Annotated in this window: 17 protein-coding genes; 4 read left to right on the top strand and 13 right to left on the bottom strand. The window is 38.9% G+C overall.

The window, feature by feature from the left end:
• Positions 1 to 37 precede the first annotated feature (37 nt).
• The 3 genes from mfd (at position 38) to HMPREF9455_RS08935 (ending at position 5,084) form a co-directional block, all read left to right on the top strand.
• Complete coding sequence (mfd, locus tag HMPREF9455_RS08925) at positions 38 to 3,364, top strand: transcription-repair coupling factor (RefSeq protein WP_006799328.1); 3,327 nt, start codon at positions 38 to 40, stop codon at positions 3,362 to 3,364.
• A 114-nt stretch (positions 3,365 to 3,478) separates the two neighbouring features.
• Positions 3,479 to 4,654 carry a DUF418 domain-containing protein gene (locus HMPREF9455_RS08930; RefSeq protein WP_006799329.1) on the top strand — a complete coding sequence of 392 codons (1,176 nt, stop codon included), beginning with the start codon at positions 3,479 to 3,481 and terminating at the stop codon, positions 4,652 to 4,654.
• Between the two features lie 31 nt (positions 4,655 to 4,685).
• The gene (locus HMPREF9455_RS08935; protein WP_006799330.1) at positions 4,686 to 5,084 is read left to right on the top strand and encodes a VOC family protein; all 399 of its coding nucleotides are present in this window, start codon (positions 4,686 to 4,688) and stop codon (positions 5,082 to 5,084) included.
• A 79-nt stretch (positions 5,085 to 5,163) separates the two neighbouring features.
• Here HMPREF9455_RS08935 and HMPREF9455_RS08940 read toward each other — a convergent pair whose 3' ends face one another.
• From HMPREF9455_RS08940 to HMPREF9455_RS08980, 9 genes are all read right to left on the bottom strand, one after another.
• Positions 5,164 to 5,613, bottom strand: a complete 450-nt coding sequence (locus HMPREF9455_RS08940) for a DUF4293 domain-containing protein (protein ID WP_006799331.1) — start codon at positions 5,611 to 5,613, stop codon at positions 5,164 to 5,166.
• Positions 5,614 to 5,622: 9 nt separating this feature from the next.
• A complete protein-coding gene (locus HMPREF9455_RS08945) occupies positions 5,623 to 5,955 on the bottom strand; it encodes a DNA-directed RNA polymerase subunit omega (RefSeq protein WP_006799332.1) in 333 nt (110 codons plus the stop codon).
• Positions 5,956 to 5,991: 36 nt separating this feature from the next.
• Positions 5,992 to 6,843 (bottom strand): outer membrane protein assembly factor BamD, encoded by an 852-nt coding sequence (locus HMPREF9455_RS08950; RefSeq protein WP_006799333.1) that lies wholly within the window; start codon positions 6,841 to 6,843, stop codon positions 5,992 to 5,994.
• A gap of 94 nt (positions 6,844 to 6,937) precedes the next feature.
• On the bottom strand, positions 6,938 to 8,152 hold the full coding sequence (locus HMPREF9455_RS08955) for an aminotransferase class V-fold PLP-dependent enzyme (protein WP_006799334.1): 1,215 nt from the start codon (positions 8,150 to 8,152) through the stop codon (positions 6,938 to 6,940).
• An 88-nt stretch (positions 8,153 to 8,240) separates the two neighbouring features.
• On the bottom strand, positions 8,241 to 9,581 hold the full coding sequence (gene sufD, locus HMPREF9455_RS08960) for a Fe-S cluster assembly protein SufD (protein ID WP_006799335.1): 1,341 nt from the start codon (positions 9,579 to 9,581) through the stop codon (positions 8,241 to 8,243).
• On the bottom strand, positions 9,581 to 10,342 hold the full coding sequence (sufC, locus tag HMPREF9455_RS08965; RefSeq protein WP_006799336.1) for a Fe-S cluster assembly ATPase SufC: 762 nt from the start codon (positions 10,340 to 10,342) through the stop codon (positions 9,581 to 9,583). Before sufC ends, sufD begins: the two co-directional genes overlap by 1 nt.
• A 196-nt stretch (positions 10,343 to 10,538) precedes the next feature.
• Positions 10,539 to 11,303 carry an exodeoxyribonuclease III gene (locus tag HMPREF9455_RS08970; protein ID WP_006799337.1) on the bottom strand — a complete coding sequence of 255 codons (765 nt, stop codon included), beginning with the start codon at positions 11,301 to 11,303 and terminating at the stop codon, positions 10,539 to 10,541.
• Between the two features lie 86 nt (positions 11,304 to 11,389).
• Positions 11,390 to 12,163: an ABC transporter ATP-binding protein gene (locus tag HMPREF9455_RS08975; RefSeq protein WP_006799338.1), complete on the bottom strand. Its 774-nt coding sequence runs from the start codon at positions 12,161 to 12,163 to the stop codon at positions 11,390 to 11,392.
• Positions 12,160 to 12,903, bottom strand: coding sequence for an MlaE family ABC transporter permease (locus HMPREF9455_RS08980; protein WP_395858103.1), 744 nt, complete (start codon positions 12,901 to 12,903; stop codon positions 12,160 to 12,162). Before HMPREF9455_RS08980 ends, HMPREF9455_RS08975 begins: the two co-directional genes overlap by 4 nt.
• A gap of 167 nt (positions 12,904 to 13,070) precedes the next feature.
• Here HMPREF9455_RS08980 and HMPREF9455_RS08985 point away from each other — a divergent pair, with 167 nt between their 5' ends.
• The gene (locus tag HMPREF9455_RS08985; protein ID WP_044215910.1) at positions 13,071 to 13,502 is read left to right on the top strand and encodes an acyl-CoA thioesterase; all 432 of its coding nucleotides are present in this window, start codon (positions 13,071 to 13,073) and stop codon (positions 13,500 to 13,502) included.
• 564 nt (positions 13,503 to 14,066) lie between these two features.
• Here HMPREF9455_RS08985 and HMPREF9455_RS08990 read toward each other — a convergent pair.
• From HMPREF9455_RS08990 to HMPREF9455_RS09005, 4 genes are all read right to left on the bottom strand, one after another.
• Positions 14,067 to 14,369, bottom strand: a complete 303-nt coding sequence (locus HMPREF9455_RS08990) for a hypothetical protein (RefSeq protein ID WP_006799341.1) — start codon at positions 14,367 to 14,369, stop codon at positions 14,067 to 14,069.
• Positions 14,353 to 17,727: a DUF6443 domain-containing protein gene (locus HMPREF9455_RS08995; RefSeq protein ID WP_006799342.1), complete on the bottom strand. Its 3,375-nt coding sequence runs from the start codon at positions 17,725 to 17,727 to the stop codon at positions 14,353 to 14,355. The genes HMPREF9455_RS08990 and HMPREF9455_RS08995 overlap by 17 nt, the downstream gene beginning before the upstream one ends.
• 13 nt (positions 17,728 to 17,740) lie before the next feature.
• Entirely contained in the window at positions 17,741 to 21,400 is a 3,660-nt protein-coding gene (locus tag HMPREF9455_RS09000) for an RHS repeat domain-containing protein (RefSeq protein ID WP_006799343.1), read from the bottom strand.
• A 12-nt stretch (positions 21,401 to 21,412) separates the two neighbouring features.
• The coding region (locus HMPREF9455_RS09005; protein WP_006799344.1) for a T9SS type A sorting domain-containing protein at positions 21,413 to 22,236 on the bottom strand (824 nt) is incomplete at its 5' end.

Here is a 22,236-nt window from a genome sequence, read left to right on the forward strand (position 1 = left end):
TATTTTTGTATCCCGAAAATTAAATAAGTTTACTACATTGAAATTAGCTGCTTTACAAGAGGTTTTCGAGTCTCATAAAAACATATCTGCTGTTGTTAATATTTTGCCAAAGCATAAAAGTCTTTATGCAAAAGGACTACAAGGCTCATCTGCTGCGATGTTTGCAGCAGCCATCTATCATAAAACGGACAACTGTTTCCTGTACATCCTGAACGACCTGGAAAGTGCAGGCTATTTTTATCACGACCTGATACAGATACTCGATACGGACAAAGTACTGTTCTTCCCGTCAGCATATAAACGTGCGATCAAATACGGACAGATAGATGCTGCAAATGAAATACTTCGTACCGAAGTGATGGGTAAACTACAGACCGACAACAAGCATCTGATCATAATTACATATCCGGAAGCGCTCGCAGAGAAAGTTGTAGCAAAAAGTATCCTGGAAAAAAATACAATACACATCAATGCTAACGAAGAAGTAGACCGCAACTTTGTATCGGAAATGCTGGATAGCTTTGGATTCGAATATGTAGACTATGTTTATGAGCCGGGGCAGTATGCTATTCGCGGAAGTATTCTCGACGTATTTTCATTCTCTTACGAATTTCCGTACCGTATCGACTTTTTCGGCGATGAAGTGAATACAATACGCACATTCGATATAGAGACACAATTGTCAAAAGAGCGTTTGCAACAGATACAGATTATACCTGATATGCAAAAATCCGACCTGGACAGGGACTCATTATTAAAACTGATTCCTAAAGACAGCATAATCGGATTCAAAGACTTTGCATGGGCCGAAGAAAAAGTAGAATCTGTCTACAATGACTCTGCAATTCTCGACAATCCCGAATATGAAAAAGACATACAGAATAAATTATCCGACAGGGAAGAATATGCAAACCTGATAAACGGATTCAGACATATTCATTTCGGAGCAAGAGCGGGCGGTATACCTGAAGCAACCATAGAGTTTGAGACAAACCTCCAACCACCCTTCCATAAAAACTTTGACCTGATAAGTGAGACTTTCCACAAGGATATAGGGAAAGGCTTCAGAATATACATTCTGAGCGATAGTGAAAAGCAGCACAAGCGCCTGCAATCTATCTTCGAAGACAGGGGCGACGATATTACCTTTATACCGGTAGAAAGGACATTATCGGAAGGGTTCAGTGACGAAACATTAAAAATATGCTGTTTTACGGACCACCAGTTATTCGACCGCTATCATAAATATAACCTGAAATCGGACAGGGTGCGTTCCGGTAAGTTTGCCCTATCACTCAAAGAACTGCAACAATTTCAGATAGGCGACTACATTGTTCATATCGACCACGGTGTAGGACAATTCGGCGGGCTTGTCCGCTCCGATATGAACGGGAAGATGCAGGAGCTTATCAAGCTGATATATCTCAACAACGATTCCATCTTTGTATCCCTGCATGCCCTGCATAAAATATCTAAATACAGAGGCAAAGAAGGCGAACCGCCTCGCATCAATAAACTGGGAACCGGCGCCTGGAACAAGATAAAGGAAAAAACCAAAAGCAAAGTAAAAGATATTGCCCGCGACCTGATTCAATTATATGCTAAACGACGTCAGGAAGAAGGATTCAAGTTTTCTCCCGATTCATTCTTACAGCATGAATTGGAAGCATCCTTTATCTATGAGGATACTCCCGATCAGGTGAAAGCAACGGCCGACGTAAAGCAGGATATGGAAAACAGTAAACCTATGGACCGGCTCATATGCGGAGATGTAGGTTTCGGTAAAACGGAAGTGGCTATCCGGGGGGCTTTCAAGGCTGTATCAGACAACAAACAAGTAGCTGTACTAGTACCCACTACCGTACTGGCGTATCAGCATTACCAGACATTCAGGGAACGGCTGAAGGATTTTCCGTGCCGTGTAGAATACATCAGCCGTGCTCGCAGTGCAAACCAGATAAAAGAAACTCTGAACGATCTGAAGGAGGGTAAGGTAGATGTACTGATAGGGACTCACCGCATAGTGAGTAAGGACATACAGTTTAAAGACCTTGGACTACTGATAATAGACGAGGAACAAAAATTCGGAGTAGCAGTAAAAGAAAAGCTGAAACAGATGAAATCGAATGTGGATACACTCACGATGACAGCCACTCCTATTCCGCGTACACTACAGTTCTCGTTGATGGGTGCACGGGATTTATCTGCCATCACTACCCCACCGCCAAACCGCTATCCTATTCAGACCGAAGTGCACACATTCGACCCGCATATCATACGCGAAGCCATAGAATTTGAAATGAGCCGCAATGGGCAGGTCTTCTTCATAAACAATCGTATAAAAAACATTTACGAACTGGAGGATATTATCCGCCGCGAAGTTCCTGATGCACGCGTAGTAGTCGGTCACGGACAAATGGACCCTGCCAAACTGGAATCGGTAATTATAGATTTCGTAAACCATGAATATGATGTACTTATCGCCACATCTATCATAGAATCGGGAATAGACATACCGAATGCAAATACAATCATCGTAAACAATGCGCAGAACTTCGGGTTGAGCGATTTGCACCAGCTTCGCGGACGTGTGGGGCGAAGCAATAAAAAGGCTTTTGCATACCTCCTTGCTCCTCCCCTCCATACATTGACACCCGAAGCCAGAAGACGTTTACAGGCAATAGAGAACTTTTCGGAGCTTGGTCATGGCTTCCATATTGCGATGCAGGACCTGGATATACGGGGTGCAGGAAATTTACTCGGAGCAGAGCAAAGCGGATTTATCGCCGATTTAGGATATGAGGTATATCAAAAAATATTGACAGAAGCGGTTAATGAACTGAAAAATGATGAATTTGCTGACCTTTACCATGAAACTGATGGCGATGAAAAAATAGCCGGAGATAATTTTGTGGATGATGTACAGATAGAAAGCGATCTGGAATTACTATTCCCTGCCACATATATTCCGAATGATTCGGAACGCATCACACTTTATCGCGAGTTGGATAATATGGAACGCGAAACAGACGTGCAGAACTTTATATTACGGCTCGAAGACCGCTTCGGTAAAATACCACCCGAAGGTCGCGAACTAATCATGGTCGTTCGTTTACGGATACTGGCAAAAACACTCGGTATAGAAAAGGTGGTACTGAAAGGCGGGCGTATGAGTCTGTTCCTTATCTCCAATCCGGAGTCACCCTACTATCAGTCGAAAGCCTTTGATAAACTACTGGATTATATACAGAAGTATCCGCGCAGTTGCGAACTGAAAGAACGTAACGGTAAACGCTCGGTAAGTATTCAGCATATTCCGAATGTAGAGACGGCTTGTATGGCTTTGATGGAGATAATAGGGTAAAACGGGTCCGTATATTAAAAAGACGAATCCGTAGGTCCAAAATGAATAATTATTCTACATTTATTTAGAAAAAATAGTAATATCTTGCATCTCTAAATTTTGTAACTGATTATCATGATTAAGACACAACAGCGAATCGATGTCGCAGATGCCCTGAGAGGATTCTCCATTATGGGAATTTTTCTCCTTCACAGTATTGAACATTTCAATTTTTATTCATTTCCGGAGACCGACAGTCCCTTGTTACAGTTTACTGACAAATCTATATGGGATTCCCTTTTCTTTATTTTTGGAGGGAAAGCTTATGGCATTTTTGCCCTCTTGTTTGGATTCAGTTTCTTTATACAGGACAACAACCAGTTGCAAAGAGGAAATGATTTCAGACTGCGTTTCCTGTGGCGGCTGTTCCTCTTATTCATTTGGGGAAATATTAATGCCATGTTCTTCACAGGGGAAATATTGGTGCTTTATTCCATTGTCGGCATATCCCTCATTTTTGTGGCCCGGCTAAAGATTAAGACTGTCGTTATCATTGCTACAATACTCATATTACAGCCGATGGAATGGGGTAAACTCTTTTACGCCTTATTCAATCCGGATTATATTCCGGCAGAACCTTTAGCCAATTATTACTGGGCTCAGGCATATCCGGTACAAAGTAATGGAACTTTCCTTGAAACAGTAAAGATGAATCTTTGGGACGGGCAGCTAGCCAGCCTCGCTTGGGCATGGGAAAACGCCCGCTTCTTCCAGACTCCGGCCTTATTTATGTTCGGTATGGTAATCGGTAAAGCAGGTCTATTGCTACACAATGAAAAGAACAGCCGCTTCTGGATGAGAGTTTTAGTAGTCGGAATTATTTGCTTTTTCCCTTTAAACGGGTTAGTAAGTATGCTTTCCGGATTTATAGAGAACAAGGCAATATTAACACCTTTGCACTTAATTATAAGATCGCTGGCTAATATGGGCTTTATGGCATTTCTGGTATCCCTGATAATTCTTGTTTACTATCATACCGTTAAAGGACATAACTGGTTGGATAAACTTCGCCCTTATGGAAAAATGACATTGACTAATTATATTATGCAATCTGTTGTAGGTTCATTTATTTTCTATAACTGGGGATTGGGTATGCATAATAAACTGGGAATTACTTATTCGCTCTTGCTGGGAATAGTGCTATTTATATTGCAATATTTCTTCTGTTACTGGTGGATGAAAAGCCACAAACATGGACCGCTTGAATATGTATGGAAAAAACTGACCTGGATAGATGTAAAGAAAAAATAATCATATATCAGTGACTTTAAAGCAAGGATATATGAGTACAGGTTTTGAAAACAAGTTATCAATAAAAAAGATCAATATTGTAATAGATTGCGCTGACGCAGGTATCATGGCCGATTTTTATAGTAAGCTATTGGATTGGGAATGGACACATCCACAGGCAAACGGATGGGCTGCAATTACATCTCCATCAGGTACAGTAATTGCATTTCAGGAAGTAGAGGGCTATGAAGCACCGGTATGGCCTTGGACACAAGGAAAACAAGGACAAATGATACATCTCGACTTCTATGTAGATAATTTGGAGGAAGCTGTACAAACCGCTGTAAAATATGGAGCTAAACTTGCTGAAGAGCAATATTTCAGAACATCAAGAACGATGATTGACCCTGCGGGACACCCTTTCTGTCTCGATACTGAAGAGCCGGAATAAATAATGATATCTCATCATTTACATAAATACAAAAAAGGAGAAGATTTCGATCTTCTCCTTTTTAATTATTTCTTATTTATTACCGTATACGATCTAACGATTTTACCAGCTTTTCATCTTTCTTTATCCGGGAAATAGCCAACAAATCAAAAATAAGCGCTACAACCGGAAATATAATGCCGAATTGGAGATTTATATTATAAGCACTATCTATTTGTCCTAAAAAAGCATTCATATACACCAGTGCTGTAATATAATACACAACTATCAGGATAGCTGTCAAATAGCCTATATTTATCTGTAACTTTCTTTTCTTATAAAGAAAGATATTGACCAATGCCAATAATCCACTTGCAACAGCGAAAATCAGAACTCCCCATGTAGGGAAATCAACTCCTATTCCGTAAGAATGGAAAGCGGTAGACAACTGAGGGGTTCCGTTTACGATTTCGACCAATGGGCAAAAAGCCGTGGCTCCCATCAATATCACCACCAAAAGTAGAAATACTGTCTGTATACGTTGTATCATTCGTATTTTTTAGAAGTTGTCTTTATCTTTGTTTGGATTCCTGTAATAAAGTTTACCTTCTGTATATTCCTGAGCAGCGATCAGCGTTGCTTTAGGCAGCTTCTCATAATAACGGGAAATTTCTATTTGTTCTCTGTTTTCGAAAACTTCTTCCAGATTGTCGTTATATGAAGCAAATTCCTGCAGCTTTTTATCCAAATCCTGTTTCATTTCAACAGAAATCTGATTAGAACGTTTAGCTATGATTCTCACAGTTTCATATACATTACCTGTATCTTCCGACAAAGTCATCATATCTCTGGTAACTGTATTGCTGGCTGCATTTGATTTTCTGTAATCCATTTTAATCCTTTAATTTATATTAGTAGAATATTTTGCTTATTTACTTAATTCTTGTTGTACTGCCTCATTGGTGATCTGATCGGCTTCCTGTCCAAGCGCTTTTAAAGCCTGACGGTAGTATCTTTCACTTTCTTTGAGGTATTTTCCGCTAGGAAACATATTCTTATAGTTGAAATGTTCGTCCATCAATTCACGGTAGCGGGTAGGTTTCTTTTCTTCAATACTGTAATATGCCAGTTCATATCTTGATCTCACAATAAGTATCTGAAATTCTTCTGAGAACTCCGAAAATGGGTAATTCTTCAGCGCTTCACGTGATGTAACAATACAAGATTCATAATTATTACCCATATACAACCCTAAGTTGAAATAAAGGCGGGCAGCCAAAAACTCTTTATAAGACAGTTTTTCCTGCAGTTTGAACATCAAATCCTGAGCCTCGGGAGCCTTTTCACTTTGAGGAAAATACTCAAGGAAATTTTGGAATTCCTGAATCCCCCTTATCGTACTTGTCTGATCCAAACGGGCATCAGGAGAATCTAAATACAGACCGTACGCGGCGTTAAACCTTGCCAGTTCGGTATAGTCCCCTTTAGGAAATTTGTTATAGTATCTTGTATAATATTGAGTAGCAGTAGTATAATCTTTATCATAGAAATAGGCCTGCGCCATAAGAAACAAAATCTCCTGCTCTTTGGAGGAGCCTGTGTATGTAGAAAGAATTTCGTCCAACAAGGTAGTAGTCCTACCATATTTTTTTTCATCGAAATATTTCTTGGCATATGTATATTTCAGCTCGGCATCACGGCTTTTCAGTATTTTATTATACTCTCCACACGAAGCTAATAATAAGGCCAATAATAGTGTACACAGAATTTTAATCTTCATTCTACTCAAAAATTAGTTTGCAAATTTACACAAAGCTTTTATAATTTGAAAATAAACTTTTACAATTATGTTTTTTTGAGATTAATAGCTGTCATTAGTCAAACATGGTAACTACCCGTTTTATGCCTTCGATGAGCTTATCTATCTCTTCCCTTGTATTATAAAATGCAATCGAAATTCTTACAGTACCTTCTATACCAAGCTCTTCCATAAGCGGCTGGGCACAATGGTGACCTGTACGAACAGCTATTCCCATTTTATCCAAAAGCATTCCCATATCGTAATGATGAATATTTCCTATAAGAAACGAAATAACACTGCTCTTATTGTCAGAAGTGCCGAAAATACGGATATTTTCTATTTTCTTCAATTCATCGGTACAATAGCTTAATAACTGGTCTTCGTATTCTTTTATTGAGTCCAGTCCTATATTTTTTATATAGTTTATAGCTTTCGCGAAGGCTATTACATCCGGATAATTGGGTGTACCGGCTTCAAATTTGAATGGTAATTCATTGAATGTCGTCTTCTTAAATGAAACCTGACTTATCATTTCCCCACCTCCCTGATAGGGGGGCATATGGTTCAGCCACTTCTCTTTTCCGTAAAGTACCCCTACTCCATTTGGGCCATATACTTTATGTGCCGAGAAAACAAGAAAGTCGCAATCGAGCTTTTGCACATCTACCTCCATGTGTTGCACAGACTGTGCCGCATCTATTAGTACAGGAATATCGTGGCCATGCGCAATCTCAATAATATCTTCTATCGGATTCACCGTACCCAATACATTCGAAATATGCATAACCGATACTAAGCGAGTCTTTGGTGATATGAGCTTTTTGAACTCATCCATCCTCAGCTCACCTTTTTCGTTGATCGGGATAACCTTTAGCCGTATGCCTCTTATTTCTTCCTGCAATTGCCAGGAAACAATATTAGCGTGATGCTCCATTGCTGAAATGATAATTTCATCACCTTCTTTGCAAAACTGCTGGCAAAAGCTATGTGCCACCAGATTGATGGATTCTGTAGTACCTTTGGTAAAGATAATTTCCCTACTATGCTTTGCATTAATGAATTGCTGCACCACAGCACGGGATTCCTCTGCCAAATCTGTAGTCTGTTGGCTTAAATGATGTACACCACGATGCACATTTGCATTCGTGGTGTAATATACTTTTTCTACTTCTTCTACTACGCATTTTGGTTTTTGAGTGGTAGCACCATTATCGAAATAGATAAGTGGCTTACCATAGACGGTAGTGGAAAGAATAGGAAAATCGGCTCTTATTTTTTCAATATCCATTTTTTTTTGTTAGCAGTTAGCAGTTAGCAGTCAACAGAATAAGCTCCTGCGACTTATAACTCATAACTTAAGTTTATAACTACTAATCTTATTTGCATACCATGCAGTTGCCACAACGTGCACTTTCTCCGCGGAAGCGTTTTTCAACCAGATCCTGCAATCTTTCTCTCAAACGCGGGATACGCACATGCTCCAAAACCCCCGCCGTAAAGGCCTGCATCAACATCAGTTTCGCAGCATCATATCCTATACCACGCGAACGGAGATAGAACAGCGCTTCTTCGTCCAGTTGCCCTGTTGTGAGACCGTGAGAACATTTTACATCGTCGGCATATATTTCGAGCTGTGGTTTAGCATACATTTTTGCATTTGGCGAGATACAAAGATTGTTATTAGACTGGTATGCCATTGTTTTCTGAGCATCTTTCTCTACCAGAATACGACCGCAAAAAGAACCTTTAGCCTCATCCTGCAATACATATTTAAACAACTGCGTACTAGTGCAGTGTGGTTTAGCATGATCGAGGAATGCAAAGTTATCTACATATTGCTGCCTGTCGGCAATAACCATTCCACATACATACGCTTCTGCATGTTCACCATTTAGCTTTACATTGTAATTGTTACGGCTCACACCTGTATTCAATGTCATATTGTTCACCAATACGTTTGAAGATCCCTCCTGTAATACAAATGTATTTGTCAGCCGGGTTACCTTATCCGAATTTTCTTCCAGGTCGTAACAGTCTACGACAGCATTCCGTCCTGCGTATATTTCGGTTACCTGTGTAGCCAGGAAGTGGGATTCGTCTACCGTATGGTCACAGATAAGCAATTTTACCTGAGCATCGTCCTCAGCAATAATCAATATACGTCGATTTACGAGATAATTAAACTCACTTTTCAGTATATTAATTAACTGTATCGGTTCCTCAACAATCACTCCTTTAGGTACATATATTGCCAGTCCATCCTGAGCAAACATAGTATTGAATGCAATGATACCATTGTTATTCACATCTGCTATTTGTCCGTAATATTTACTGCAAACTTCGGGTTTCTCCTCTGCAAATTGCTTTAGACTACCTACAAATACTCCCTTAGGATATTCTACTTGAGGGCTATGTTCTTGATGAAACAAATCATTTAGTACAAAGTACAGATTCGTTGTCATATTAGGAATTTCACATCTGAATGCCACATATGGATTTCCCTGGAATGGAACACGGTTCAAGTTGAGCCCAAAATCAGGCATAAACTCCGCCGCCACATCCAGATAAAGGTAATCCTCCAGCTTTTTTGTAGGGAAACCTTGCTTCCGAAAGGCTTCAAATGCTTTATCACGTTGGCTGTTCAGCCCCGGCGCGGATTTGGCATCGATCTTATCCCTGTACTGATTGAATATGTCTATATATTGATTCTCTATCATTATTCCTGAAATTCTTTAATAATCCAATCGTAACCTTTTTCTTCAAGCTCCAAAGCTAATTCAGCCCCGGCACTTTTCACAATACGTCCTTTGTAAAGCACATGTACAAAATCCGGTTTGATATAATCCAGCAAGCGTTGGTAGTGAGTAATCACCACAGTCGCGTTATCTTTACGTCTCAGCTTGTTTACGCCGGCTGCAACGATACGGAGTGCATCTATATCAAGCCCTGAATCGGTTTCGTCCAGGATTGCCAGTTTCGGCTCAAGCATAGCCATCTGAAATATCTCGTTACGTTTTTTCTCTCCTCCTGAAAAACCTTCGTTCACCGAACGTCCGGCAAGATCCTTATCGAGTTCTACAAGTTCTCTCTTTTCTTTTATCATTTTCAGAAAATCAGAAGCCGATATCGGTTCTTGTTCTCTGTGCTTACGAATTTCGTTAAGAGAGGCACGCATGAAATTAGTCATACTTACACCCGGTATTTCCACAGGATACTGGAAGCTAAGGAAAAGGCCTTCACGCGCCCTGTCTTCCGGATCCATATCGAGTAAGTCGTGTCCTCTGTAATCTATTTCTCCCTCTGTTACTTCAAAGTTAGGGTTACCTACAAGTACAGATGCCAAAGTGCTTTTGCCTGCTCCGTTAGGTCCCATTATTGCATGAATTTCGCCTTCGTTAACTTCAAGGTTTAATCCTTTCAGTATCTCCTTGCCTTCAACATTGGCGTGCAAGTCTTTTATGTTTAATAAGTTTGCCATTATAAATTTTATATTGTTTAAAATAATAATCCTAGTGTTTACTAACCATTTTAACACTAAGAAATAATATATGTTCAAGTCGTAAAGACTTCCGGACACAAAATTAATAAATAAAAAGCAAAATAGCTTGTTTATGACAAGCTATTAGTTATTTATTAAATCTATATCTCTAAAGATATAATTCAGATTATTTATTCTAAAAATCCATCTCCACCACTATCGGGCAATGATCCGAAAAATCTATATCGCTCAATATTGCCGCTCCATTAAGGCGGGGTCTGGCTTCTTCCGATATGATATGATAGTCGATGCGCCAGCCCAGATTCTTCCCTCTGGCTCCAGCCCGGTAGCTCCACCAACTGTATTTATCGGGACTTTCGTCATATACACGGAAAGTATCTATCAATCCTGTAGCAATATATTCGTCGAACCATTGGCGTTCCTCAGGCAAGAACCCCGAATCTTTGGTATGACGCTCCGGATGGCTGATATCAATTGGTTTGTGACAAATATTATAATCGCCACAGATAAGTATCTGAGGCCTTTCTTTCCGAAGTTCATTTATAAAATGGGTGAAATCGGCGAGAAATTTCATTTTTACATCCTGACGTATATCGCCCATTGTTCCGGAAGGGATATAAACACAGATCACTGTCATATCACCATAGTCGGCACGTAGCACCCTACCCTCCCTATCATACACAGGCATATCCATACCTGATTTCACAAAGTCCGGTTTCTTTTTTGTCAGAATACCGACTCCGCTATATCCTTTTTTCTCGGCGGAATGAAAATAATAATGATACCCCAATGATTGAATGGTCAATACATCTATCTGTTCTTCCATCGCCTTTATCTCCTGCAAACAGAGTATATCCGGCGACTCTTTTTCCATCCATTCGTATAACCCTTTATTTACAGCGGCACGTATACCGTTAACGTTGTATGATATTATTTTCATAGTTTATTGATCCAATGAATTGGCTTATTTATCAATTAGTAAATAGCATTATATCTCAATTTACTAATTTCCGAATTCCTCAATTTTTATGTTAGTTTTATACCTTCGTTTTCTGCAGCCTTGACTTTCTTGAATAAATCCGAAGCAAAGACAAAATCATTGAAATCTTCGTTTGTAGAAGACATCACATCGGCACTGGTCCCCTGCCACTCCAGATTTCCCTCTTTGATATAATTGATCCGTTCACCGATTCCCATCACCGAATTCATATCATGGGTATTGATAATCGTGGTCATATTATACTCTTTTGTGATATCGTGTATCAGGTCGTCAATAACCAATGAAGTCTGGGGATCAAGTCCTGAATTGGGCTCATCGCAAAACAAATATTTCGGGTTGAGGGCAATTGCACGGGCAATAGCTGAACGCTTCATCATTCCTCCACTTATTTCGGAGGGATATAAATGTCCCGAATCCGCCAGATTTACCCTCTCGAGACAAAACTGTGTACGCTTTGCCTGTTCGGCTCTGGACATATCAGAAAACATCATCAACGGAAAGTTGACATTTTCGAATACTGTCATAGAATCAAATAATGCAGACCCCTGAAATATCATGCCCATTTCCTGACGCAATGCTTTCACTTCAGCAGTTTTCATTTTTGTAAGGTCCCGTCCATCATATAGAATCTGCCCGCTGGTAGGGCGCATCAGACCTACTAAGTTCTTGAGAAGTACAGTTTTTCCCGAACCACTCCGGCCTATGATAAGATTTGTTTTGCCTGCTTCAAATACAATGTTTATGTCTTTCAGCACTTCGCGCCCATCGAACGACTTATCTAAGTTTTTTACTTCTATCATGACATCATCAATTGAGTGATTAACAAGTCCGACACGAGTACAAGTATGCTACTCATAACTACAGAATCTGTACTGGCTTTACCCACATCCAGCGAACCTCCTCTGGCAGCATAGCCATAAAAAGACGCTACAGATGCTATGATAAAAGCAAACACAATTGTTTTTACAATCGCATACCAGACATAGAACTCTTTAAAGAATGATTGCAAACCATATTGAAATGTATCGGCGGGCATTATCTGTCCTATTATACAAACTGCAAAACCACCAATAACGCCAAATACCATACTTAATACCACCAGCACAGGAATAAAAGCCATTAATGCTGTGATTTTAGGAAGGATTATATAATTTGCGGAGTTTACCCCCATGATTTCAAGGGCGTCGATCTGTTCGGTCACCTGCATAGTTCCTATTTCCGAGGCAATATTAGATCCTACTTTTCCGGCTAGTATAAGACACATGATAGTGGACGAGAATTCCAAAATCAGAATCTCACGCGATACATATCCCACTGTATATCGTGGCATAAAAGGAGAATCTATATTCAACTTAATCTGTACTACGATTACAGCTCCAATAAAGAACGAGATAATGATAACTATCCAGATGGAATTTACCCCAAGCTTGCTCATTTCGGCAAAGAACTGACGGAAAAACACATTCCACTTCTGAGGCCGGGTAAAAACCTTTTGCATCAGAAGCGTATATCGTCCCAATTTTTCTAAAAGAGATGTCAACATATATTGATTATTTCTTTGTGCAATAATATAAAACTCCGACAAAGATACATTTTTTTAATAAATGTAAGTTTGTATCATTCTAAAAATTCCCTAAACATAGGCTATTGAAGAGAGTTCAATTTTATAATAATATCATAACTTTGCAGAAAAACAAGATGAATATTATGGATGAAATATCATTTAAGCATACCATTCCACTACAACTGAGAGCTAATGACATTGATCGGTTCGGACATATCAACAATGCAGTTTATTTTACTTTCTACGATTTGGGAAAAACTAATTATATTGAAACTATTTGCCCGAATGTGAATTGGGAAGAAGAAGCTATTGTTGTGGTTGAAATCAATGTAGTGTTTAAATCTCAGATATTTGGCACCGACCATATCGCAACACAAACCGCGGTAACTGCTATTGGTACAAAAAGCTTTGAACTGGCTCAACGTGTTATTGATGTTAGTACCGGGGAAGAAAAATGTTTTTGTCGGTCAACAATGGTTACTTACGACTTGATTCAGCATAAGTCCAAGCCGGTACCACAAGATTGGGTAGAAGCTATTTGCAACTTTGAAGGAAAAGATTTAAGAAAAAAGTGATTTCTCAAATACACTACTTCCTATACATGCATGATAGTATTAATTTAAACGGACTCAATGACAACAATCTGATAAATAATAATGAGTAACCTCTTAAATATTCGGACTGTTACCACTTCACTATAATCATTTAACAAAAAAAGGAAATTAATATTTTAATTACGCTTCTTTTCTTGTTCTTTGTATAGGTCTATTTGTTTATCTATCGACTTGCCTATTCTTGAATCGAAATCTTCAGGAACATTAATTTATCGCAGTGAATTACACAGTAGTCGCAATTGTCAATACATTTTCTATCACAATCAGTATAATTACACCTATCTAGACCCAGCATAGATTCAAGGACTATGCATGAATTAAGTAAAACTGCAAATGTTAGTGTTAAAATTATTTTCATCGGTAAATATTAAAAAAACAGAAATAATAAAATATTTTGAATTGGCTCTTATGACCAAAAGAAAATTAGATAAACAATCCTGCCGATAATGACACCGGCAGGATAAATAATCTATATATTGCTATGCAAGACACAGTTTACAAAATCGTGGCAACAGGAAATAACAATTAATCATATATATAGAAAGTTCCCCATTGAATATTTTCTGTCTGCAAAGCAATTTCTGCTAAATTATTTAAGTTATCACCATATGTTTTTTTAAAGTCAAAAGGTTCTATATCCTCCAAATTCTCTAAAACATAGCCAAATTCTAATAATTTAAACCTTACCTTTTCTTTAAATTCTTTTTTTGTTTTTGCAACAAAAAGTACATTGAAAACAGCACCTTTAGCTCCATTTAAATCATTATTATCTATAAATGGCGCTACTGTTGCAAGAGCTAGCCATAATTTTTTATTCTGGATATTCATAATGTACATTATTGCTTATTTTTCCCGCATTTGAACCATAATCTTTTGATTTTTTACCTTTTCCTTCCACTCCAGAACCATTATGAAAATGTTTACCTCCTTTTTGATCCTTTGTATGTTTAGGAGGAGTTCCTTTTGCTCCATTTGATTTGTCATTTCGGGCAGCATCTTTTGCCTCTTTTTGTGAGGATTTACGAATTGTATGCACCATCGGCTTGCCACTAGGTCCCAATTTTTGTCCAGTCTTTGGATCCACTCTTTTACCTGCACTAATAATCTCATCCCCAATCTGTTTCCCGACTTGTTTTTCGACTTCTTTTGCTACTTGCTTCTCAGCTTGTTTTCCTGTTTCTTTAATAAATTGTTTTCCGACCGTACCAGATAGCGTACTTGCTCCAGATCCTCCAGGTAATGGAACAAGAATACCTAGATTATTCATATTGTAATTATCTCTCGCTTCCTGTATTTGGGATCCATCGGAAGGGTTTCCCGTAGGAGCTACTACCGCATCAGAATTGAGAAATAATGCAACAAATATTATTATGGGAACTATAGGAAATTCTCCATCAGGGTCTATAAATTTTATAGGATTGTTATAACAATATGTATATGGAGACCAAGAATAGAACTTCTCCGCCAATGGATCTACCGTACTAAATCTCCCTATACCCGGCTCATAAAACCTCGCACTATAATCATACATATTCAACCCATGCATCTGATCCAGCTCTTTACCATTATACTTGTAAGGCTGTAAACCCTGTTCAGCTTTCGTATTCTCAGCAAAAGCCATACCGAATGGATAGTAATGATTACGTTGGATTACCGTTCCACTTGCATTTATAACAACACGGTTGTTTCCTAAATGATCGGTCAGGTAATAGTAATATACTCCGTTTTCGATATATCCCCCCTCAACCTGTATACGGGTCTTATTGATTACTGAAGAACCTGTCTTGGTGGTTTCATAAATGATATTACCTACATAATCGGTATTCTTATAATCAGCTAGTCCATCATTGATCGGAGTGGTAGTGCCTATAGGTGAAGCATTCAGGCTGGGATCATAACGCTGCTCTGTTTTCAACTTCACGCCTGAAGCCGAATAGGTGTAATAGTTCTTGGCCTTGGCTATCGGACTGTTTATCACCATCTGACGTGGTAAATTTAACGAATTATACTGGATTTCCGATATACCTTTGTTCAAATCTTTATTCATCGCACCATTGGCATTGTAGGTGTACTCGGTAGCCACATTGCTGTAGTTTTTGAAATCGGCAGACTCGGTCAGGGTGATATTGGCAACGGCATCATTAGCTGCCAGCAACTGATTGCCTGTATGGGTCATGGTCAAGTTATCGATCAGCCCGTAAGTCGAAGCTGCCGTTTTTCCGTATCGTTGCAGTGTCTTCATATTGCCATGTTTGTCGTATATGTAGGCTGCCTTGAAGTTCGTATTGGCTGTACCATTAATTAAATAGTTAGCTACCGTCAGCCGCGATAGATTGTCGTAAGTAAAAGTATAACCTCTTAGCATGGTTTCTCCTTGCACTAACCAGTTCATAGCCGAAATATTACCGTTATATTGTTTGGTACTACTGCCATACGATTCGTTGTAATACAATGTTTGACTAAATAATGGACTAGTTATGGATTTAGTCCACGAACGCACATTATAAGCATAGGTTGCCAATGTACCAGCCACTCCTCCTTTCTTATTGGTCTTTAGCCTTCCCAATTCGTCATAGGTATTCTCCGCGAGTGTTACCTGAGGTTTTACCGTTGTGCCGTCTGTCAGCTGGTGGGTAGTGGTCAATAACCTGCCTGCATGGTCATAAGTATAAGTATAGACTTCTGTCTGGGTATTCTTGCCTGTGGCGGAGTGTATATGCTTCCTTTGCGTCGGTTGTCCTGTGAAGTTATAGGCAATGTATTCCTTTTCAATTCCTCCCGTCAGATGGCTGTTCGATTTGGTTTGAATCAGTTGTTTTTTAGTATCATAGTACATCACAGAATAGAGATAAGCCGTTGATACAGTACCGTCAAAATTCATCTGTGCTGTCAATGTGCCTGTCAGCATCCCTTTGTTTTTATACTTATTAGCATCGGTATAGTCTGTACCATACCATGTGCCATAACCTGCTTCAGCTATATATTTGAAATTGTTATCTGTATTTTCAGGTATAGTATTCAAACCCATGAACTCATAATTGTCGTAGTAGTTGGCAGATAAAATAGTCGGATTAGTTATGGTCACGCCTATAATAGTATAACCTTTATATGCATTGTTGGCTTTCGCCCACGTCGCATTTACAACCATAGTTCCCAAAGGATTCGTTGTATAATCAAATATATTCTTCGCAGTACCCGTTAGTACTGTTCTGCCGAGCGCATCAGGGATGCTAAAAAGCCACTCTCCTTTGGTACGTTGCTCGCCGTCCTGAGTGAATATCAGGCGGTCAGCCTTGTCGTAGACATAATATACCCATTCGCAGCCCGGTATTTTCTTTGCTATGCAGCGGTTGCGGGTGTCGTATTTATATAGGTAGGCATACTGCTTCAGAGTCGCATCTGTTTCCAACCATGCTGACGAACTCAGCAGTCTGTCCGATGCTTCGGGTGGAAGAACTGCCCGGAGATTGCCGTAGCTATCATAAATATAATTGGTATCATACACGCCTCCCGCATTTATTTGACGTGTCAATATTACTTGTCCTAACTTATCTTTGAACTCATAAGATATATTTCCATTTTCATCGCTCAACCGAGTAACATACAGCTCGTTCGCATTATAGTTGGCAGTCCGTGATAAACTGATGGTTTTTACATCATCAACAGTTTTATATAAGCCACATGCTAGGGAATCAGCAGCAACGAAAATTGTAGTTCCAGTACGGCTTTTATTAGTCAGGTATCCGGTTCTTACAGCTTTTTTATCACTTCTCCATTCTTTACCCGGACCATATTGTTCCAGTACACGGTTAAGTGGTGAGGCTTCATAGACAGGCTTGCTGTAGGCCGAATCATTAGCGTAAGTAGCCATTGCTTTTGCTTTATAAGAGACTAAAGGCATATAAGCTCCATTATTACTAGTCGCAACTGCTGGTAGCCAATTATTTGCTTCACGTCCGAAGGCATCATATTCCTGATAGGTGACCAGATCGGCGGCATTGGGAGTGATACCCCGTTCTACGGTTTGCATGGGGCGGCCTAGGCCGTCGAAGTATTGGATCTGATCTAAATAATTACTTTGATTTTCTTTGGTATAAGTACGCGTACGAACATAGTTTTGATCTGCTGATTGGGAATAAGTCCCCAGACTTATACATAAATATATATATAATAGTATTTTCTTCATAGCCATTTATTTTTTATTGCATCATATAAACAGATATACTTTTATTACTTCCTATCTCTGCTTTTACATCGTTCACACTTATTATTTCTATAGAAGCTGACACGCCCATAATATTAGGCTTCATAATATCTAAACCAATCACTACATCATGATTCCCTGCACCCAATGTAATTGTTTTTTCAGATGTTTTTACTTCATTTTGATTGCCTAATAAAGAAAAGCTTTGATTCCCAATTCTAAAGGTTGCGCCACAACCATCTATAGGTATAGCGATCCTAGCTCTAGGCAGGGCGCCAAATAGTTCTGCTTTAAAAGTGATCGTCTGAGTTTTAGACAAAGATATCTTTGCTGTTGCAACCCCCGTTGTATTATTTGTCTGTATATCTGAGAATTGAATCGCGCCATCTTCAGTTATAGGTGGCTCCACAGGCGATATTGGTGGTTCTATAGGAGGCATTGATATCCCCCCGTTATATTGATAATCGTATTCCTGAACAGTTTTCCCGTCTACATCGTTGGCACGTTTCAAGCGGTCGAAAGCATCGTATTCATAAGTAATGGTGGAGCCAGATGGGTCGGTAGTTGTCAGTATGCCGACAAGGGGCTTATAGGTATAGGTGGTGATATGGGCATTCTTAAGAACTGCCGTATTCTTCCGCAAATCATTTATAGCTTTCATGTCAGCTTCGGATGGCATTATTGCAGTGGAAACTCGATCTATCAAAACTTTACCCAATACTGTTTCTACATCCTGATAGGTGGCATTTTTGATCTCGGCAATTGGGTATTGGCCGGAGTAAGACCAAAGAAAGACTGTAGGGCTTACTGAACGTGCTAAAAGTTCAACGATATTGTATTTTGCATCACGCTTCATCTTTACTTCAGTCTCTTCTGCCAACGTTCCATATTTTATACGAACACTATCCAATGATAGAAAAGAAAAACCTATAGGTACGGATGGAGTGCTACTATATTTATTTATTTGTTTATAAATAACAGTATTATCTATTTTTTCTTCTTTCGTATCAAATTGCAGTTCCTTGGTTATTGCGGGAGGATAGGTGATATTAGTTATCTTTTTCTTACCATTGTTCAGTGCTGTCGTTATTTGGGTAGGACGACAACTGGCCAGGTCATTATAAACATATTCACTTTTTTGCCGAACTGGGCTGGCTCCGTAATAGTTGGTACTTACGGTACTATCCATCTTACACCATTCGGAATAGTAGGTATAATCATAGGGAATATATAAATGTTCTAATAAATATATTCCTTCATGACCCGCCGGACATAGCCCTACTGATGAGATGTGGGTACCCTGTTTTACTTTTAATCCGCGACTCGATCGGTTTACTCCCCTGTGATTACTGTAATAATTAGTCGTCTCATTTATTAGATTATTCTCACTGTCATAAATACTTTCTTTTAATAATTGGCCGCGCAATGATGAATTGGAGATGACAGGTAATTCACTATCCAATTGTTGATCCAAATATGTTTTAAATTCATACTTGGTAATCCCATTATTTTTATTATCCGGTCCCAGTTTTTGCACCTGTACATATTGATAACTCAGATTATTCGAATAGATTCCTGTAGTCGGATTATCATAATATAAATGAGTTTCAGTATATTCATTCGTATAATCAGGATCGAGATAACCTGGATTTTTATAGACGCATCCTACACTTTTTGTATGCTTTGAGAGCAAAACATCTGCCGTATTAGTTATATATCCGCTGGATTTATTTGGATTATCCGGAATTGTATAAGTGAATTTGCTCCTATCCAGGAACTTTCCATCTGCATCATAATTGGTTATTGCCTTAATCCGCAAACCGCCATAAGGATAATTATACTTATCAGTATTAGGATCGTAATTGTTATAAGTAAATCCGAGATAGGCAGTTACATTAGAACAATTAGTCATAACTCTTACAGAATATGTGTGGTTAGCTTGTAGGCTAATTACTTCATTAATAGAAATGGTAGTATATTTACTTAAAGATTTACTCAGCCATACTCTTCCTGAAGTTAGGTCTGTAAACGTGATACTTCCCCAATCATATTTTTCATGTTGGAAATCAGTTGTATTGATTAACTTTATTAACCCTGATACATTTATACTTTGATCCACATAATTTGTAAAAGTTATATAATTATCTTCTTTATGGGGAGGATGATTGTCGGAGCATGTGATATCGCTACTTCCAGCCACCCTAACCGATTCTTCTTTTGTATATTGCCTGTCATATATCGGCTGTGCCGATCCGTAACGATGATTTTCCCATGTAAAAACTGTTCTTCCTTTGGTCGGGTATACTACCGAGATAAGAGTTCCGGCCTTTGTATATGATTCCACAACATTTTTATTGGCTCCTCCAAATGAGATAATTTCTCCTCCTCTAGTGAGAATATTATAGCGTGGTATTGGAGTTATGTTCATACTACCATTGTAATATTCGCAATAATCATATGAATAGCTGCCCTTATCAGGTAAAGGAGTCGTATCATATTCAAATTTAGCAACCTGTTTGCTTTCACCCTTAGAGACTTCATCAACGCCACTTAAAAACAGCCGGTTTTCTCTGTAGAAATAATTGAGCTGAAAGTATTTGACTGGTTCATATAAACCATTTTCCTGTATGCGTTCTATAAGGATTCTATCCAGTTTTTGAATTGGAGCCGAACCGTCATTGTTTGTTATATCAGTTCGCGGTGATAATATAAATGTCGCCCGGCCTCCTTCAAAATAAATATATTGAGGCTTTGTACTTTCTATTTTCATCCCGAGGATTGTTTTTTGTAAAGGAATAGTATGATTAATATTAGATTCTGAATACCAAGGTGCAGATATATCAATATAAGAATGATAATAACCTTGATACATCGAAGCCTTATCGGGTACATAATTACCATCGGTTTGATATTCATAAGTAATGGTGTGATTATGAGGAGATGTTATTTTTTCGACGCCCCATGCCGATGTATAACGAGATATCACATGTTGAGCGGTATAAGTAGATGTCTCATTTTTTTTGAAAGAGTATGTGATGCCTTCTGAATTAGTGATACTCCAACCCGTTGATCCTCCTTTTATTTTTACGGGTTTGTAAGGTATCAATACTTTTTCTGCTTCTCCTACAAATTTGCCACTTTCCATACCTGCATTATAATAATATTCATCCGGCATAAAGGAATAGCCCGCAGTTTTACCTTCTGCTAAATATTTGAGATAACTATTGTCCATATCTGATTTATATTGGTCCATATAATCGCGTATCTGACTAGCCGTAGGCCATTGCGATACATCAGGTTCATCTTCGTCCGGAAACCCATGCACTACACGGGTAACCTGTCCGCCATAAAACAGGTCCCAACCCAAGCCGACCCAGGTAGCTTCCTGCTGCACCTTGATACCTCCACCTTGATATCGTAATGTTATAGGAACGATTAGATCCCCACTCTTGATTTCATATAACGGAATCGAAATGTCAGGTAATCCATTGGAATAATCCATCTGATATTCACCGTATCTTCCTAATGACGATGTTGTCGGCTCTACAGGTTGAATGGAATATGAACGAAGTATTTCTTCCGGAGTGGGTGTTTGCGCATTTAGTTGATAATATGCAATGCAGATTATAAAAATTATCAATTTATATTTTTTCATAACACTTTCTTTTTACTTCTTAATAATCACTTCATTAACACTCAATCCATTTGCTGTAATCCTCAACACATAATTCTTCGGAAACAAACCCGAGCAATCAATCGTTTCATAATAATTCCCTACTGTCTTCTTTTGTGTCTTTATCTTCTTTACAGGCATACCATCGATCGAGTATAGCTCGAAAGACACATTAGCGTCCGTCTTCAACTCATATTCCAGATTCATAACCGATATTACAGGATTGAGATATATCTTACAGGTCATTATATCTTCCATAGAAATTGTTTTTACCTGTTCTTGCAGTTCCTCCTGTTTCTTATCCATATCCCATACCTCTTCCTGCAAAGCAAGATTTTCAGGATCAGTATCCAGATAAAGATGATCTTGTGGCGGATAGAAAAATGCAGTAGAAAAGATTTCCGTACTGTCATTTATGTTAATATTCCTCACTGTCTCAAATACCGGATAACGATAGCCTTTACTGTACCAGCGGCAGGTCTCGAGCTGTTTGCCCTGATCGCCCGTCTCTATGCCAGATGAACCTTCTACAGGGGTATTCAGGATGGTTTGTATTGTCTTTACCCGAAGTACAGGACTTAACGTATCTCCCGAAGGCAGTATCATCTTACCATAAGCATCAGCTGCGGTAACCATTGTGCCATGGGTCTGTATAGCCACTGTACCAGAATACAAACCTTTAGAGGTATAATCCGAGCTAATCGACTGACTGTAATTCAGCGGATATTGCATCAGTATCATAGGGTTGGTATATTTCAGTTCGACAACGGGGTTTTCATGCCCGGTCTGTAACAGGGAATCATGTATCATCCGGTAAT

Origin of the sequence: Dysgonomonas gadei ATCC BAA-286, assembly GCF_000213555.1 — a bacterium.
GTDB classification, from domain to species: domain Bacteria; phylum Bacteroidota; class Bacteroidia; order Bacteroidales; family Dysgonomonadaceae; genus Dysgonomonas; species Dysgonomonas gadei.

Excerpts from the sequence above, each read along its gene's own strand:
- sufC (WP_006799336.1), bottom strand. The coding sequence starts at position 10,342 with ATGGCAAACTTATTAAACATAAAAGACTTGCACGCCAATGTTGAAGGC.
- HMPREF9455_RS08945 (WP_006799332.1), bottom strand. The coding sequence starts at position 5,955 with ATGGATTACAGAAAATCAAATGCAGCCAGCAATACAGTTACCAGAGAT.
- HMPREF9455_RS08940 (WP_006799331.1), bottom strand. The coding sequence starts at position 5,613 with ATGATACAACGTATACAGACAGTATTTCTACTTTTGGTGGTGATATTG.
- HMPREF9455_RS08975 (WP_006799338.1), bottom strand. The coding sequence starts at position 12,163 with ATGATAGAAGTAAAAAACTTAGATAAGTCGTTCGATGGGCGCGAAGTG.
- sufD (WP_006799335.1), bottom strand. The coding sequence starts at position 9,581 with ATGATAGAGAATCAATATATAGACATATTCAATCAGTACAGGGATAAG.
- HMPREF9455_RS08995 (WP_006799342.1), bottom strand. The coding sequence starts at position 17,727 with ATGAAGAAAATACTATTATATATATATTTATGTATAAGTCTGGGGACT.
- HMPREF9455_RS08990 (WP_006799341.1), bottom strand. The coding sequence starts at position 14,369 with ATGAATATCCAGAATAAAAAATTATGGCTAGCTCTTGCAACAGTAGCG.
- HMPREF9455_RS08930 (WP_006799329.1), top strand. The coding sequence starts at position 3,479 with ATGATTAAGACACAACAGCGAATCGATGTCGCAGATGCCCTGAGAGGA.
- HMPREF9455_RS08985 (WP_044215910.1), top strand. The coding sequence starts at position 13,071 with ATGGATGAAATATCATTTAAGCATACCATTCCACTACAACTGAGAGCT.
- HMPREF9455_RS08950 (WP_006799333.1), bottom strand. The coding sequence starts at position 6,843 with ATGAAGATTAAAATTCTGTGTACACTATTATTGGCCTTATTATTAGCT.
- HMPREF9455_RS09000 (WP_006799343.1), bottom strand. The coding sequence starts at position 21,400 with ATGAAAAAATATAAATTGATAATTTTTATAATCTGCATTGCATATTAT.
- HMPREF9455_RS08935 (WP_006799330.1), top strand. The coding sequence starts at position 4,686 with ATGAGTACAGGTTTTGAAAACAAGTTATCAATAAAAAAGATCAATATT.
- HMPREF9455_RS08955 (WP_006799334.1), bottom strand. The coding sequence starts at position 8,152 with ATGGATATTGAAAAAATAAGAGCCGATTTTCCTATTCTTTCCACTACC.
- HMPREF9455_RS08970 (WP_006799337.1), bottom strand. The coding sequence starts at position 11,303 with ATGAAAATAATATCATACAACGTTAACGGTATACGTGCCGCTGTAAAT.